Raw genomic sequence first — 15,937 nt, 5'->3', positions numbered from 1 at the left:
CCGCCTGTTGCCTAGATTATCGGCCATTTTTCCGCAAACTTTAATTCTTTTATCACCCGTCAGAATGTTTCTTGTCAGTAATTGATTTCGAGGATGCCGCCGGCCTTCGCAATCCCGCTCACAACCTGGCCTGCAGCCGTTTTGGCTTGCACCATCTGGCCCTCGCTGCCGTTGGTCAAGGCGCGCGCTTCGGTGGAGATCTGGAAGCCGGGACCGATGGACACCACGCGTACTGCCTGGCCTTGCTGCACCACGCGGTTGCTGCGTAGTGCATCCTGGCGAATCGGGGCGCCCAGCGCCAGCGAAATGTTCGCGGTGCGGCCGACGGCCTGGGCGGCATCGGTAATGATGCCGTTGGGCAAATTCGACAGGTCGCCCTTCATCTTGGTGATGTCGTTCGGACCGATGACCTGGCCTTGCGCCAGCGGCGCTGCGGTGACGATATATTCGGCAATGACCTGCACGGTGGCGCGCACGTAAACCGTCCAGGGCGACGGCGCAATGCACTTGATGCCGATAGTGGTGCGGCCCCACAGGCGGCCGCCGTTGGGCATGAAAGCTTGCGGCGACGTGCAGGCGGCGAGGTTGAGGCGATTGTCGACCGGTTCGACGGCGATATTGACGGTGCCGGACAGGCCGGTCGTCTGCACTTTCATGAACTGTTCGGCAATTTTTTGCAGAGCGCCCAGATCCTGGCGCGGCGGCGTGTTCTGTTCGGCGGTTTGCGCCAGTGCGGGCAGCCCGAATGCGGGCAGCAACAACAGCAACGACAATAGCGCTTTTGACAATAATTTCATGACAACAACTTTTCAACCCGTGTGATCGGAAGCAGGGCCATCCTGTCAGCAATAGTACTGGCGGCCGATTCTGTCAAAAGGTCGAACAAGGCATAGTTTTCTCTCTTTCTCGGGCATTAGAGTTTGAGGGGGAGCCTTATGATCCAATGGTGTGTAAATCCCATTATCGGCGTAAAACGTACTTTATGAAGGGTACGTCAGGAGGATTAGATGGCTGCAAAACTGGATGATTATCTGCGATTCAATGAAACGGCGCTGAATTTGCGCGCCCAGCGTCAGCAATTGCTGGCGTCGAATATCGCCAACGCGGATACGCCGAATTACAAGGCGCGCGACATCGACTTCGCCAAAACGCTGCAGGGCGCCATGGCGGGCAAGTCCAGCACGGTGCCTCCGGTCGAACTGGCGCGCACGTCGTCGGCCCACATCGCCGGCAAGGCGACGGGCGACAGCGGCATCGGCGGCTCGCCGCTGCTGTATCGCAAGGAAACCCAGAGCAGTGTGGACGGCAATACCGTCGACATGGACGTCGAACGCAACCAGTTTACCGACAACGGGGTGCGCTATGAAGCAGGCATCACCGCCGTCAATGCGCAGATCAAAGGTCTGCTCGCTGCCATCCAACCAGGCTGATCATCATGTCTCTTTCCAATATTTTCAACGTCGCCGGTTCCGCCATGAGTGCGCAATCACAGCGCCTCAATACGGTCGCCAGCAACATCGCCAACGCCGACAGCGCAACCGGTCCGGACGGCAAGCCGTATAAGGCCAAGCAAGTGGTGTTCAAGGCGGTCCCGTTCGGCAGCATCGAAAACAGCGGCGTGCAGGTCAGCCAGGTCGTCGAAGACCAGGCGCCGCCCAAGCTGATCTACGATCCCAAGCATCCGATGGCCGACACCAACGGCTACGTCGCCATGCCCAACGTCAATCCGGTAGAGGAGATGGTCAACATGATCTCCGCATCGCGCTCGTATCAGACCAACGTCGAGACGATGAATACCGCCAAGAATATGTTGATGAAAACCCTCACCATCGGTCAATAAGGAAGATCTTAAATCATGACTACTGTCTCCAACGATCTGCTGTCGTCAATGAATGGCACGTCGACTTCGACCTCCAATACTTCGAGCCTGAACGACAACAGCCCGGAAGCGATTCAGAATCGCTTCCTGAAGCTGCTGACCGTGCAGATGCAGAACCAGGATCCGACCAATCCGATGGACAACTCGCAGCTGACCACGCAGCTGGCGCAACTGTCGACCGTGTCGGGCATCAGCCAGCTGAACACTACGCTGGCTTCGCTCATGTCCAATCTGGGTTCGGCGCAGTCGCTGCAAGCAGCCAACATGATCGGCCACAGCGTGCTGGCCGCGGGCAACAACCTGACTCTGACTTCGGATACGACCAAGGCAGCCGACGGCACCGAGACTACCACTCAGAAGGCCGTCTTCGGCGTGCAGCTCGGCGCCAACGCCGACAGCATTCAGGTCACCATCCGTGACGCGACCACCGGCGCCGTCGTGCGTCAGATGGATCTGGGCAGCCAAGCTGTCGGTACCGTGCCTGTCATCTGGGACGGCACCAACGACGCCGGCACAAAGGCTCCCGATGGTCAGTACACCTTCACCGTTGCAGCGACCAGCGCCGGCACCGCCGTGGATGCTACTGCGCTGTCCTTCGGTACGGTCGCCAGCGTCAGCACCGGTGCCGACGGCGTCAAGCTGAATGTATCGAATATCGGCACCATCAAGCCGACCGACGTTATCCAAATCCTCTAATCCACTGACGGCTTCCAGCACAAGGAGAATCAAATGAGTTTTCAACAAGGCCTGAGCGGTCTGGCAGGGGCATCGAAGAGCCTCGACGTGATCGGCAATAACGTTGCCAACGCCAGCACAGTGGGTTTCAAATCGGCACAGGCGCAGTTCGCCGACATGTACGCCAACTCGATGAACCGTTCCGGCAACTCGCCGGTCGGCATCGGCGTCGCGGTCGCGAACGTGCAGCAAGCGTTCACTCAGGGTAACGTCACCACTACCAACAATCCGCTGGACATCGCCATCAACGGCGACGGCTTCTTCCGCATGCAGGGCAGCCTGACTGACCAGTCGCCGATGTACGGCCGCAATGGTCAGTTCCAGCTGGACAAGGATGGCTACATCATCAATCCGAGCGAAAAGGGCGCGTACCTGACCGGCTGGCTGGGAAGTGTCGTTGGTGGTGATCCTGTTCCTCTGAAGATCGATACATCGAATATTCCTGCTACTGCGACAACCAAGATTTCTACCAAACTGAATCTTGATTCACGTCTGCCGGCTATTGACTCAACCGTCGTGCCTTTCAGTCCGACAAATGCGGCCAGCTACAGCAGTACGACCGGCGTCACCATGTATGACAGTTTGGGCAATAGCTATAACGTTCAAACGTACTACGTGAAAAAGACCACAGCAGCAACGCCTCCCAATACAGACTGGGATGTGTATGCGACCATTGACGGCAAGCTGTATCCCGCGCCGGCAGCTGCAGTGGCAACACCGCTGACGACGCTGTCTTTCAATACTTCCGGCGTATTGGTCGGCGGTGCGACTGCCGGCACATTTGCTGCAGCGACATTGAATGGTCCTTTCGTCAAACCGGGCGCGACATTCCCTGCCGCGGTTGCTGTCGATTACACCGGCACCACCCAGACCGGCCAGGCGTTCACTCCCGTCGCGCAAGACCAGAACGGCAAGGCGCCAGGCGTGCTGTCGAGCTTCTCGATCGGCAAAGACGGTCAGATTATCGGTAACTACTCCAACAACGACACCAAAGTGCTGGGTCAGGTTCTGTTGGTCAACTTCGCCAATCCGAACGGCCTGTCGCCGTTGGGCAGCAATCTGTACACCGCAACCGCCGACGCCGGCGAGCCGCTGGTCGGCAAGCCGACCACAGGTCAGTTTGGCGTGTTGCAGGCGCGCGCCGTGGAAGACTCCAACGTCGACCTGACCACTGAGCTGGTCAACATGATCGTGGCGCAACGCGTTTATCAGGCCAACTCGCAGACCATCAAGGTGCAGGATACCGTCCTGCAAACGCTGGTCAGCCTGCGCTAAGCAATTTGAAATAAGTGGGGAAGCGCGCGGCAGCGATGCCGCGCGCGCACAAAGGGGTAATTATGGATCGTGTGATTTACACCGCCATGTCCGGCGCCAAGCACACAATGGAACAGCAGGCCACCGCCAGCAACAACCTGGCGAACGCGACAACGACCGGCTTCCGTTCTCAGCTCGACACTTTCCGCGCCGTACCGGTGGTGGGCGGGGAAGGGTTGGCGACACGCACGTTCGTGGTCGATTCGACCGCAGGCACCAACTTCGCGTTGGGCCCGATACAAGACACCGGCCGTGCGCTGGACGTCGCTGTGGCGGGAGATGGCTGGATTGCGGTGCAGACCGCAGACGGCGGTGAAGCCTATACCCGCAACGGCAGCTTCAAAATGAGCGAAAACGGCATCCTGCAAACGCAGACCGGCCTGAGCGTGCTGGGCGACGGCGGTCCGATCAGCATTCCTCCCGACGTCACCGTGGCGATTGCTGCGGACGGCACGGTATCCTCGATCCCGACGATGGGTACGCCCAATGCCGTCAACGTGCTGGGCCGCATCAAGATGGTCAATCCGGATGAGAAGTCGCTCAAGCGCGGCGACGACGGCCTGTTCCGCCTGACTACAGGCACCCAGGCTCCGCCTGACGCCAACGTCCGCCTCGTCGGCGGCGCGCTTGAAGGCAGCAACGTCAACGTGGTCGATTCCATGGTCAACATGATCAACCTCGCGCGCCAATTCGACCTGAACATGAAGGTGGTGACAACCGCCCAGAGTGATGCAGACAAAGCCAACCAAATTCTGTCGTTGTCCTGACGCTAGACCGACTATTCAGGTACTGGAGAAAACATGATTCGTTCCCTGTGGATTGCCAAAACCGGCCTCGATGCGCAACAAACGCAACTCGACGTCATTTCGAATAACCTCGCCAACACCAGCACCAACGGCTTCAAGCGTTCGCGCGCCGTGTTCGAGGATCTGATGTACCAGACCCTCCGCCAGCCGGGCGCGCAGTCGTCGCAACAGACACAACTGCCGTCGGGCCTGCAGATCGGTACCGGTGTGCGTCCGGTTGCGACCGAGCGTATCCACACGCAAGGCAACACCAACCAGACCAGCAATGACAAGGACGTCGCGATTCAAGGCGCAGGGTTCTTCCAGGTGCTGATGCCTGACGGCACGACGCAATACACGCGCGACGGTTCGTTCCAGTCGGATGCGCAGGGGCAGCTGGTGACCTCGAGCGGCTACGTCGTGCAGCCGCCGATCACGATGCCTGCCAACATGACCAAGCTGACCATCGGCCGCGACGGCACCGTCTCGATCATGCAAGCCGGTTCGACGGCAACCACGCAGATCGGCACGCTGCAGATCGCCACGTTCATCAACCCGGCCGGTCTTGAAAGCAAGGGTGAAAATCTCTACGCCGAAACGGCCGCCTCCGGTACGCCTGCACCGAATACTCCGGGCACCAACGGCGCCGGCGCATTGTGGCAAGGCTACGTCGAAACCTCGAACGTGAACGTGGTCGAGGAAATGGTCAACATGATCCAGACTCAGCGCGCGTACGAAATGAACAGCAAGGCAATCACGACATCCGACCAGATGCTGGCCAAGCTGTCGCAGTTGTAATCTGTTTTTGTAATGTTTTGATGAAATGGGATGAGGCAAACATGAAAAGCCTGCTGAAACTTGCCGCCATCGTAGGGATGATTGCTCTTGCCGGATGCGAAACGGTGCCGGATTCGATCGTCAAGATGCCGTTGACGGCGAAGCCGCAGCCGGCTGCTTACGCACCGGCAACCAACGGCGCGATCTTCCAGTCGGCCGCATATCGTCCGTTGCTGGAAGACCGCCGTGCACGCCTGGTGGGCGACACCCTGACCATCGTCATCAATGAAAAGACCAGCGCCGCCAAATCGGCGGGCAGCTCCGGCAGCAAGACCGGTAGCGCCAGCGCCATCGCGCCGACGCTGTTCGGAACCAGCATCAAGGAACTGTCCGGCAGCGGCGGCAGCACCAACAAGTTTGAAGACAAGGGCGCGATCAGCTCCAGCAACAACTTCACCGGCACCATCGGCGTAACCGTCATTGAAGTAATGCCGAACGGGAATATGGTCGTCAGCGGCGAGAAGCAGGTGGCGCTGGACAAGGGCGTCGAATACGTCCGCTTCTCGGGTACCGTCAGTCCGGACAACATCGCGACCGGTAACACCGTGTCGTCGACGCTGGTAGCCGACGCCAAGGTCGAATACCGAACCAATACACGTGTGGATATGGCGGAATTCATGTCTTCTTTGTCGCGCTTCTTCTTTAGCGTGTCGCCGTTCTAGTCCCAAGGTGGTATCCATGATTTTCCGTTCGCTTTCTCAGTCTTTGACTCTGTTCCGCTTCAACCGCCTGGCGACCATGCTGGTGGCTGCGGCATGCCTGCTCAGCGCCGGCGTCAGCCACGCGGAACGTCTCAAGGACCTGGCCAGCATCCAGGGCGTGCGGCAGAATCAACTGGTGGGTTACGGCCTCGCTGTCGGTCTCGACGGCAGCGGTGACCAGACTACGCAAACACCGTTCACCGTGCAGAGCGTGATCAGCATGCTGCAACAACTGGGTGTCAATCTGCCCAGCACCTCGACCAGCAACATGCAGCTCAAGAATGTCGCGGCAGTGATGGTGACAACGTCGTTGCCGGCATTTGCGCAGCCGGGACAGACGCTGGATGTGACGGTCTCCTCGATCGGTAACGCCAAGAGCATCCGCGGCGGCACGCTGCTGATGGCGCCGCTCAAAGGCGCCGACGGCCAGATCTATGCGATCGCCCAGGGCAATATCGTGGTCGGCGGTGCGGGTGCTTCCGCGGCCGGCAGCAGCGCCACCATCAATCATCTGAGCGTCGGCCGCATCTCCGCAGGCGCCACCGTCGAACGTGCGGTGCCATCGGCGCTGGGACAGGGCGACACGGTCAACCTGGAACTCAACGACAACGATTTCTCCACCGCCAGCCGCGTGGTGGAAGCCGTCAACAAGCGTTTCGGCTTCGACACCGCAATGGCGCAGGACGGTCGCGTGATCCGGATCCGTGCACCGATCGGCAGCGGTGATCGCGTGGCTTTCCTCGGCGCGCTGGAAAACATCGACGTCATCCCATCACGCGTGCAAGCCAAGGTGATCCTGAATGCGCGCACCGGTTCAGTGGTGATGAATCAGGCGGTGACGCTGGACACCTGCGCGGTATCGCACGGCAATCTGTCGGTGGTGATCAACGCGGAGAACAGCATCAGCCAGCCCGGCGCCTTGTCCGGTGGCCAGACCGCTGCCAACCAGAATGCACAGATTTCCATCAGTTCGGCTCCCGGCAAGGTCATGTACCTGAAGGGCGGCGCCTCGCTGGCCGAAGTGGTCAAGGCGCTCAACGCCATCGGCGCAACGCCGCAGGATCTGCTGGCGATTCTGCAAGCCATGAAGGCTGCCGGCTCCTTGCGCGCCGAGCTGGAAATCATTTAACCGGGGTAGTACATGATCAACAACATCAAACCGGGTAATCCAACCGAAAGCCTTGCCGCCGACGCCAACAGCCTTAACAGCTTGCGTTCCGCCGCGGCTACGCAATCGCCGGAATCGCTCAAGGGTGCGGCCAAGCAGTTCGAAGCGCTGTTCCTGAACATGATGTTGAAGAGCATGCGCGATGCGACACCGCAGGACGGCATGTTCGACAGCCCGCAGACCAAGATGTTTACCAGCATGCTCGACCAGCAGTTGAGCCAGAACATGGCGCAGCGCGGTGTCGGCCTGGCCGACATGCTGGTGCGCCAACTATCCAGCAGCCTGAATAAGCCGTTGCCGACCGACGAAGACGGCGCATCTGCCTTGCCGCTCGACATTCCGCTGGCCAACACGCTGAGCGATCTGGACAAGTCGCGTCTGGTGCAGGGCCTCGCCAATGCGGCCACTTACGACAGCACATCTTCGCAAGGCGGCAGCAAGCGCAAAGGCGGTCAGCAGCGTCCGGCGCACGTTGAAGCCTTCCAGAATCGTTTGCAGGCCGATGCCGAGGCCGCCAGCCGCGTCACCGGCATCCCCGCCAAATTCATGCTGGCGCAAGCCGCGCTGGAAACCGGTTGGGGCAAGAAAGAAATCCGCTCCCGCGACGGCAGCTCCGCGCACAACCTGTTCGGCATCAAGGCGACCGGCAACTGGACCGGCAAGACGGTCGATGCGACCACGATCGAATACGTCAACGGTGTGGCGCAGCGCAAGGTGGAGAAGTTCCGGGCCTATGATTCTTATTCGGAAGCCTTCCAGGATTACGCCAAGCTGCTGCGCAGCAACCCGCGCTATGAAAAAGTGTTGGCCAATGCGCAAGACGCCCACGGTTTTGCCTACGGCCTGCAACGCGCAGGCTATGCAACCGATCCACACTATGCGGAAAAACTATCGCGCATCATCCGCCAGTCGCTGTCGGCCTGATACGAGGTTTGCTACCCGAGTCGCTCCATGGGCTGATATCGGCCCGGACGGGATCTTTCCAAACGCTGCGGGGAACACCAGGCGCTTCCTGCACTCTCAAAATCATTGGTAACGCGTCCTAAAGTTTCCCTGCAGGATGCCGTTCACTAGGTTATTCCGTTAAAGAACAGACAGATAGCATGGCAACCAATATCTTCAGTATCGGGCAAAGTGCACTGGCCGCAGCTCAGGCGGCCCAGGCGACCACCAGCCATAATATTTCCAATGCGACAACCCCGGGCTATAACCGCCAGGTAGTCGTGCAAAGCACGGCCGGCGGCATCAACTACGGCTACGGCTTTATTGGGCAGGGTACGCAGGTTGCCGAAATCAAGCGCGTCTATAACGATTTCCTCAACAAGCAGGTGATGGCGTCGCAGACCACTGCGAGCTCGCTGGACTCCTACCTGTCGCAGATCAGCCAACTGAACAATCTGGTCGCCGATACGTCGGCAGGCCTGTCGCCTGCACTGCAGGACTTCTTTACGAAGATGCAGAACCTGGCGTCGACGCCGAACAACGACGCCGCTCGTCAGGCTGTGTTGTCCGCCGGTTCGACGCTGGCTGCGCGTTTCCAGAGCCTGAACGATCAGATGGCGCAGAGCCGCACCAGCGTCAACGCGCAGATCACGTCGAGTATCGGCACCATCAATTCGTTTGCCACGCAGATCCAGGAACTGAACCAGGCGATCATCAAGGCGCAGGGCAGCGGCGGCGGTGCAGCACCGAACGATTTGCTCGACCAGCGCGATCAGGCGATTGCCGATCTGAACAAGATTGTTAAAGTAACGACTTTGCCGCAAAGCAATGGCTCAATGAGCGTGTTCATCGGCAACGGGCAGCCCCTGGTGCTGGGTGATCAGGTTTCGCAATTGGTGCCGACGCCGGCGGACGACGATCCGACGCGTCTGCAAGTATCGATCAAGACCAGCAGCAACGCCACCATCCTGTTGCCGGACGGCGCCTTCACCGGCGGCAGCCTGGGAGGCATCCTGCAATACCGCACCGAGACGTTGGATACTGCGCAGAATACCTTGGGTCGGGTAGCGATTGTCATGGCCAGCGCGTTCAACGCCCAGCACAAGCTGGGGCAGGATCAGAACGGCGCGCTGGGCACCAACTTCTTCAATGTGCCTGTGCCTTCCGTTGTGGCCAATGCAAAGAATCACGTAGCGCCGCCTGCAGCAACCGCCACGGCAACCATCAGCAATCCTTCACTGCTGTCGACCAGCGACTACCGTCTTGATTTCGACGGCACCAATTATTCGGTCACACGTTTGTCGGACAACACCAAGACCACATCGGCGACGATGCCGGTTACGGTCGACGGTGTGGATTTCGGTTCTACCGGCATGGTGGCCAAGGACAGTTTCCTGATCAAGCCGACCATCAACGGCGCCAACGGCATCAGTGTGGCAATTACAAACACGCAGAAGATCGCTGCGGGAACACCGATAGTGACGTCAACCAATGCTGTCACCGACATGGGCCTTGTCACGGCAGGTAATACCGGTACCGGCGTAGTGACTTCGGCGACGGTCGACAAGGCAACCTTTACACCGAATTCGACGCAGACTTACACTTTTAGCAGTGGTCCGCCATCAACACTTCTGTTGACGCCGAATGCGAACGTGTCGGTCACAACCGCGGCAGGGGTGACGACGCCTTATGCTCCTGGTGCTGCGATTCCTTATTCGCCAGGCGCCACTATCACCAGCGGTGGTGTCAGTTTTGTGCTTAGCGGAACACCTGGTAATAATGACAAGTTCGTATTTTCTCCAAAGCCGGCAAATACGGGCACAGCGACAATTTCGCCGGGGACTGTCGATGCTAACTATGCGGCTACGCCGCTGGGACCGGCAGTCAAGTTGGGTTTCACGTTCAATTCGACGGGTAGCACGTTGACGCCTAACGGATCGGTAGGCGCTGTCGTGGTGACTCATACAGATGGCACTACTACTAACTACGCGGCAGGTGCGAATATCGGCTTTACGCCTGGCGACAAGCTCACCACCGGTGGCATCAGTTTTACCATCACCGGTCAGCCAGCCAATGGCGATCAATTCTATGTCTCACCGAATACCAATGGTGTGACAGACAATCGCAACGCGCTGGCCTTGAACGCGCTGCAGACCGCCAACACCATCGGCAATACTTCGTTCCAGGGATCGTATTCGCAGCTGGTCAGCCTGATCGGCAACAAGACCAACGAGATCACTGTCACCAACAAGGCTGAAAACGCGCGGCTGACCGCGATTCAGCAAGAGCAGCAATCCGAATCCGGCGTCAATCAGGATGAGGAGTTGTCCAACATGATCAAGAATCAAACAGCCTATCAGGCTGCGGCAAAAATCATTCAGGCTGCAAGCGACATGCTGAATGTCTTGTTCACGCTCGGCGGCTAGTTTTAAGGAAGATCAAAATGCGTATTAGCACAAGCATGCTCTATCAACTGAGCAACACAGAATTGACCAGCATGCAGGGTTCGATCCTGAAGCTGAACCAGCAGGTGACCCAGCAGCAAACCGTATTGCTGCCGTCCGATGATGCCGTGGCCGCTGCGCGCGCGCTGGACCTGTCGCAGACGCAGGCGCTCAACGATCAGTACAAGATCAATCGCAACAATGCCGACAGCTCGTTGTCGCAGGTGAACGCGGCCCTGACCAACGTCACGGCGATGCTGACCAAGATCAAGTCGAACATCACCCAGGCCGGCAACGCAGCATTCTCGAACAGCGAACGTGCCAACATGGCGACCGAGCTCAAGGGCAACCTGAAAGAAATGCTGGGGTTTGCCAACGCCACCGATGCGCTGGGCAACTACCTGTTCTCGGGTTTCAAGGCCACTACGCAGCCGTTCGACTACGACAGCATGGGCAACATCGTCTATAACGGCGACCAGGGCCAGCAGTCGTTGCAGGTGGATTCGACCCGCAACATGGAAATCAGCGTTTCCGGCCAGGCGGTGTTCCAAGGGGCGGGCCAGGATACCTTCAAGAACATGCAGGACCTGATCACGCTGTTGCAGGTACCGGTCACCGAAGCTGCCAACAACGCGGATACTCAGGCTGCCAATACGTTCAATTATCCTGTGGGTTCGATTCCGGCACAATATCCTATTCAAGCCTACAAGACGGCGCAGGCCGCTTTGGATGCCGCTTCTCCAACCGATCCGAATTACAGCACGTTGCTGACGCAGGCGGCCAACGCCAAGTTGTTGTCGGACAAGGCAGACGCTGCCCGCACGCCGATTCCAGGCAGCCAGGCGGCATTGACCCGCGGCCTGAACAAGCTCGGTGGCGCAATTGACCTGCAGATGAACAGTGTCGGCGCCGCGACGGCGTCGGTCGGTGCACGTCAATCTGAAATCGACAACCTGAACGCAACCGGCGACGTGCTCAAGGAGCAGTACACGCAAAGCGTCAATGACCTGTTGGGGCGCAATCCGTCGGACCTCGCGGCAAACATCAGCGCGCTGTCGCTGCAGCAGACTTACCTGCAGGCTGCACAAAAATCCTTCGTTACCACCAGCAGCCTGACGCTGTTGAACTATCTGAAGTAATCCTTCCCGGCCGGGCGAACTTAGGTTCGTCCGGTGTCTCAATCTTCTCTGTAACAGTCCTTCTCCCGCTTATTCATTTGTCCGCTATCAGGGCGTGATGATTCTTGCCCTGTGCCGAGCAGGATCCTTTGTCTGGTCAAGCTTGAAGTGTCTGTCGCGACGTTGCAAAACGCCGGCTCTCCCGCCGTATGGCTAGCGTTTGGGTATCGGCGGGATGGTCGCCATGCCGCCGAGCATGCGCACGGTTTCGATGGTGTCGTTGAGGAAGTGCTGCAGTGGCGTCAGCATGTAGGGCAGGCAGATTGCGATCAGCAGGAAGCCGGCGACCATCGTGATGGGGAAGCCGATACCGAACAGATTCAGCGCCGGCGCCGCGCGCGTCAGGATGCCCAACGCCATGTTGGTGATCAGCAGGGCGACGATCATGGGCAGCGACAACTGCAGCCCCATGCTGAAAATGCGTGCGCCGGAGAGCGCAATGTAATGGAAGCCTTCGGCAGTGACGGGGGCGGCGGTGATCGGCAGGGTGTTGAAACTGTCCGCGATGACGGCCACCAGCACCAGATGGCCGTTGATGCTCAGGAAGACCAGCGTGGCCAGCAGGGAAAACAATTGGCTGATGGCGGACGTGCGTCCTTGCGATTGCGGATCGAAGAAGACGGCGAAGCCCAGGCCCATGGTGTTGCTGGTCATTTCCCCGGCCATTTCCACTGCGGCAAAAACCAGGCGCACGGAGAATCCCATGGCCGCGCCAATGATGAATTGCTGGATCAGGATCAGCAGTCCCGTCATCGACATCGGGTCGAGCGCCGGCGGCACCGGCACGTTGGGTGCGATGACCAGCGAGGTCATGACGCCCAGAAGAATCTTCACCAGCATCGGCACGCTGGCGCTGCCGAACGGCGGCGCGACAGCCAGCAATCCGAGGATACGCGTCAGCGGCCAGATGAATGCGGCAATCCAGATGTAGAGCTGAGCGCTGGTGACGTTGATCATGATGTTGCGATTGCCGGTGGGCGTGGCAATCCTTGCATGCCTTACTGCACCATGGCGGGAATGCCGGTAAACATCAGGCGCATGTAATCGAGCATGATGCTCAGCATCCACGGACCGGCAATGATGAGTGCAAGGAAGACCCCGACCAGTTTCGGAATGAAGGTCAGCGTGGCTTCATTGATCTGTGTCGCGGCTTGAAAAATACTGACGATCAGGCCAATGATCAGCGCGGTGAACAACATCGGCGCGGCGATCATCAGAGTGACTTCCATGGCTTGGCGGCCGAGGGTCATTACGCTTTCTGGTGTCATGGCGGGGCCTTAGTAAAAACTTTCTGCCAGCGAGCCGATCAGCAACTGCCAACCGTCGACCAGCACGAACAGCATCAGCTTGAACGGCAAGGACACGATCGCCGGCGACATCATCATCATACCCATCGACATCAGGATACTGGCGACCACCATGTCGATGATCAGGAAGGGAATGAAGATGGCGAAGCTGATCTGGAATGCGGTCTTCAGTTCGCTGGTGATGAACGCCGGGATCAGCAGGCGCAGCGGCACGTCTTCCGGGCCTTGCAGGTCGGGGCTGTGCGACAGCTTGACATACAGGGCGAGGTCGGACTGGCGCGTTTGCTTGAGCATGAACTCCTTGAGCGGCCCGGCGCCTTTTTCCATCGCATCGATCATGGAGATCTTGTTTTCGGAAAATGGCAGATAGGCATCGGCGTAGATCTTGTCGAATACCGGGCCCATCACGAACAGGGTCAGGAACAGCGACAGGCCGACCAGCACTTGCGTGGGCGGCGTCGATTGCGTACCCAGGGCCTGGCGCAGCAGCGATAGCACGATGACGATGCGCGTGAAGCAGGTCATCATCAACAGCGCCGCCGGAATGAACGACAGCGAAGTGAGCAACAGCATCGTCTGGATGCTGAGGTTGTAGGTCTGTCCGCCGCCTGGCGCCGGCGTGCTGGTGAAAGCCGGCAATCCTTGTTGCGCCGCCGCCGCAAGCGGCAGGCAGAGCAGGAGAGCCGACAGCAGGCGCAGCCAGAGAGATGAGCGTACCGAAGAAGTTCTAACTGCTGCCATTACGTTTGTCGATCGTGTTTTTCAGCCAGGATGCAAAGTTGGCAGAGGCGGCCGAGGCCGGCGCTGCAACGTGTTCCTGACGAGGCATGGTGGCCAGTGTATTGACGCGTCCCGGCGCAACGCCGATGACGATCCATTGATCCGCGACTTCGATGACCATCACGCGCTCACGCGTGCCGACGCTGACGCCGCCAATGATCTTGGCGACCGCATTGCCCTGCGCGCGCTGCACCAGGCCGCTGCGCTTGAACAGCCAGGCGATGCCGGCCATGATCGCCAGCACGGCCGTCAACCCCAGCAGCATGGTGAACACGCTGCCGGTAGTGGAGGGCAATGCCGGGGCTGTTTGCTGTTCCGCCGCACGCGCTGCGCCGGCGGCAAGCGCTGCCGGCACGAGAGCGATGCTGCAGCGGATGCAGGTCAGCAGATTGCGGGGACGGCGCGGACGGATCATCTATTGAGTTTGCGGATGCGCTCTGCAGGAGTGATGATGTCAGTCAGACGGATACCGAACTTGTCATTGACCACCACCACTTCGCCTTGTGCAATCAGGCAGCCGTTCACGAGCACGTCCATCGGTTCGCCGGCCATGCCGTCGAGTTCCACCACGGAACCTTGCGCAAGTTGCAACAGGTTCTTGATGGCGATCTTGGTGCGACCCAGTTCCACCGTCAGCTGGACGGGAATATCGAGGATGAAGTCGATGTCGTTGGGCGTGTTGGTCTGAATATCCGATGCGCTGAGATCCTTGAAGATGGTTGCTTCGGCCGGCTTGGTTGTCAGGCCTTCTTCTTCAGGAATGTGTTTCTTCTGCGACTCTTCCGCTTCTGTTTGCTCGGCCAACGCGGCGCCCCACGGATCGTCTTCCGCCGCTGTTTGGTCAACGTTATCTTCAGCCATTCTGCTCTCCTTGAATACTTTCTGGTGTTTCGTTGTGCGTGATGGATAGCAGTTTTTCTACGCGCAACGCGTATTGACCATTCAATTTGCCATAGCTGCACTCCATCACGGGAACGCCATCGACTTGCGCGGTGACCGGGTTGGCGGTCTGCAGCTGGATGACGTCGCCGACTTGCATGTTCAGCAAATCGGTAAATGTGACGCGGGCGGTGCCGAAGTTGGCAATCAGCTCAACTTCAGCGGTCTGGATCTGCTGCTTCATTAGCCGGATCCAGCGTTTGTCAACTTCCAGGGCTTCACCTTGCATGCTGCTGGTGAGTTTGTCCCGGACCGGTTCGATCATCGAATACGGCGTGCAGATGTGGATTTCACCGCTGACGGGGCCGAGTTCGATGGTGAACGAGGTCGACACCACAACTTCATTGGGCGTGGCGATGTTGGCGAACTGGGTATTCAGTTCCGAGCGGATGTACTCGAATTCAATCGGGTAAATCGGCTCCCACGACTTGGAATAGTTTTCAAACACGATGTCCAGCACGCGCATGATGATGCGTTGCTCGGTCGGCGTGAATTCACGGCCTTCGATGCGGGTATGGAAGCGTCCGTCGCCACCGAACATGTTGTCCACCAGCAGGAACACGAACTGCGGATCGAAAACCACCAGGCCGATACCGCGGAACGGTTTGATGTGGACCAGATTCAGGTTGGTCGGCACCACCAGGTTGCGGATGAATTCGCTGTACTTCGAGACTTTCACCGGGCCGACCGAAATCTCAGCGGTACGGTGCAGGAAGTTGAACAAACCGATGCGGAACAGGCGGGCGAAACGTTCGTTGATGATTTCAAGCGTCGGCATCCGGCCGCGAACGATACGCTCTTGCGTTGCAAGATTGTAGTTGCGTACCGTCCCGGGGGTTTCTTCGACGCTTTTTTCTTCGTCTTCGTCCCCCGTCACTCCTCTTAGGAGTGCATCGACTTCTTCCTGCGATAGAAAGTGTTCTGCCAT

At 58.8% G+C, this 15,937-nt stretch carries 18 protein-coding genes; 11 read left to right on the top strand and 7 right to left on the bottom strand.

The window, feature by feature from the left end:
- Positions 1 to 74: 74 nt before the first annotated feature.
- Positions 75 to 797 (bottom strand): flagellar basal body P-ring formation chaperone FlgA, encoded by a 723-nt coding sequence (gene flgA, locus ACIROY_RS22300; RefSeq protein ID WP_402278655.1) that lies wholly within the window; start codon positions 795 to 797, stop codon positions 75 to 77.
- A 210-nt stretch (positions 798 to 1,007) separates the two neighbouring features.
- On the opposite strand from flgA, the gene flgB reads away from it, so the two are divergent.
- The 11 genes from flgB to flgL all read left to right on the top strand — a co-directional run bounded on the left by flgB (position 1,008) and on the right by flgL (position 11,944).
- Entirely contained in the window at positions 1,008 to 1,430 is a 423-nt protein-coding gene (flgB, locus tag ACIROY_RS22295) for a flagellar basal body rod protein FlgB (RefSeq protein WP_402278657.1), read from the top strand.
- A 5-nt stretch (positions 1,431 to 1,435) separates the two neighbouring features.
- On the top strand, positions 1,436 to 1,840 hold the full coding sequence (gene flgC, locus ACIROY_RS22290; protein WP_402278659.1) for a flagellar basal body rod protein FlgC: 405 nt from the start codon (positions 1,436 to 1,438) through the stop codon (positions 1,838 to 1,840).
- 15 nt (positions 1,841 to 1,855) lie between these two features.
- Positions 1,856 to 2,575, top strand: a complete 720-nt coding sequence (locus tag ACIROY_RS22285; RefSeq protein ID WP_402278661.1) for a flagellar hook assembly protein FlgD — start codon at positions 1,856 to 1,858, stop codon at positions 2,573 to 2,575.
- 33 nt (positions 2,576 to 2,608) lie between these two features.
- Entirely contained in the window at positions 2,609 to 3,889 is a 1,281-nt protein-coding gene (gene flgE, locus ACIROY_RS22280; protein WP_402278663.1) for a flagellar hook protein FlgE, read from the top strand.
- 62 nt (positions 3,890 to 3,951) lie between these two features.
- Positions 3,952 to 4,695: a flagellar basal-body rod protein FlgF gene (gene flgF / locus ACIROY_RS22275; RefSeq protein ID WP_402278665.1), complete on the top strand. Its 744-nt coding sequence runs from the start codon at positions 3,952 to 3,954 to the stop codon at positions 4,693 to 4,695.
- Between the two features lie 33 nt (positions 4,696 to 4,728).
- Positions 4,729 to 5,511 carry a flagellar basal-body rod protein FlgG gene (gene flgG / locus ACIROY_RS22270; RefSeq protein WP_116435537.1) on the top strand — a complete coding sequence of 261 codons (783 nt, stop codon included), beginning with the start codon at positions 4,729 to 4,731 and terminating at the stop codon, positions 5,509 to 5,511.
- A gap of 41 nt (positions 5,512 to 5,552) precedes the next feature.
- A complete protein-coding gene (locus ACIROY_RS22265) occupies positions 5,553 to 6,212 on the top strand; it encodes a flagellar basal body L-ring protein FlgH (RefSeq protein WP_402278667.1) in 660 nt (219 codons plus the stop codon).
- A gap of 16 nt (positions 6,213 to 6,228) precedes the next feature.
- Positions 6,229 to 7,380 (top strand): flagellar basal body P-ring protein FlgI, encoded by a 1,152-nt coding sequence (locus tag ACIROY_RS22260; protein ID WP_402278669.1) that lies wholly within the window; start codon positions 6,229 to 6,231, stop codon positions 7,378 to 7,380.
- Positions 7,381 to 7,392: 12 nt separating this feature from the next.
- On the top strand, positions 7,393 to 8,343 hold the full coding sequence (gene flgJ / locus ACIROY_RS22255) for a flagellar assembly peptidoglycan hydrolase FlgJ (protein ID WP_402344290.1): 951 nt from the start codon (positions 7,393 to 7,395) through the stop codon (positions 8,341 to 8,343).
- A 179-nt stretch (positions 8,344 to 8,522) separates the two neighbouring features.
- A complete protein-coding gene (gene flgK, locus ACIROY_RS22250; RefSeq protein WP_402344287.1) occupies positions 8,523 to 10,787 on the top strand; it encodes a flagellar hook-associated protein FlgK in 2,265 nt (754 codons plus the stop codon).
- A gap of 17 nt (positions 10,788 to 10,804) precedes the next feature.
- Entirely contained in the window at positions 10,805 to 11,944 is a 1,140-nt protein-coding gene (gene flgL / locus ACIROY_RS22245) for a flagellar hook-associated protein FlgL (RefSeq protein WP_402344284.1), read from the top strand.
- Positions 11,945 to 12,136: 192 nt separating this feature from the next.
- Here the strand turns inward: flgL and fliR are convergent, their stop codons facing one another.
- The 6 genes from fliR to fliM are packed head-to-tail and all read right to left on the bottom strand — an operon-like array spanning position 12,137 to position 15,937.
- Entirely contained in the window at positions 12,137 to 12,940 is an 804-nt protein-coding gene (fliR, locus tag ACIROY_RS22240; protein WP_402278677.1) for a flagellar biosynthetic protein FliR, read from the bottom strand.
- Positions 12,941 to 12,981: 41 nt separating this feature from the next.
- Positions 12,982 to 13,251 carry a flagellar biosynthesis protein FliQ gene (gene fliQ / locus ACIROY_RS22235; RefSeq protein ID WP_116435543.1) on the bottom strand — a complete coding sequence of 90 codons (270 nt, stop codon included), beginning with the start codon at positions 13,249 to 13,251 and terminating at the stop codon, positions 12,982 to 12,984.
- A 9-nt stretch (positions 13,252 to 13,260) separates the two neighbouring features.
- Positions 13,261 to 14,031, bottom strand: a complete 771-nt coding sequence (fliP, locus tag ACIROY_RS22230) for a flagellar type III secretion system pore protein FliP (protein WP_402344281.1) — start codon at positions 14,029 to 14,031, stop codon at positions 13,261 to 13,263.
- Positions 14,018 to 14,485 (bottom strand): flagellar biosynthetic protein FliO, encoded by a 468-nt coding sequence (gene fliO, locus ACIROY_RS22225; protein WP_402278681.1) that lies wholly within the window; start codon positions 14,483 to 14,485, stop codon positions 14,018 to 14,020. Before fliO ends, fliP begins: the two co-directional genes overlap by 14 nt.
- Positions 14,482 to 14,931, bottom strand: coding sequence for a flagellar motor switch protein FliN (fliN, locus tag ACIROY_RS22220; protein ID WP_016833952.1), 450 nt, complete (start codon positions 14,929 to 14,931; stop codon positions 14,482 to 14,484). Before fliN ends, fliO begins: the two co-directional genes overlap by 4 nt.
- Entirely contained in the window at positions 14,924 to 15,937 is a 1,014-nt protein-coding gene (gene fliM, locus ACIROY_RS22215; protein WP_116435545.1) for a flagellar motor switch protein FliM, read from the bottom strand. Before fliM ends, fliN begins: the two co-directional genes overlap by 8 nt.

It is taken from the genome of Herbaspirillum sp. NPDC101396 (assembly GCF_044767365.1).
In the GTDB taxonomy this organism is placed as follows: Bacteria; Pseudomonadota; Gammaproteobacteria; order Burkholderiales; family Burkholderiaceae_D; genus Herbaspirillum.
Note: the sequence above shows the minus strand (reverse complement) of the source record. Positions and strands in the feature narration are given on the sequence as shown.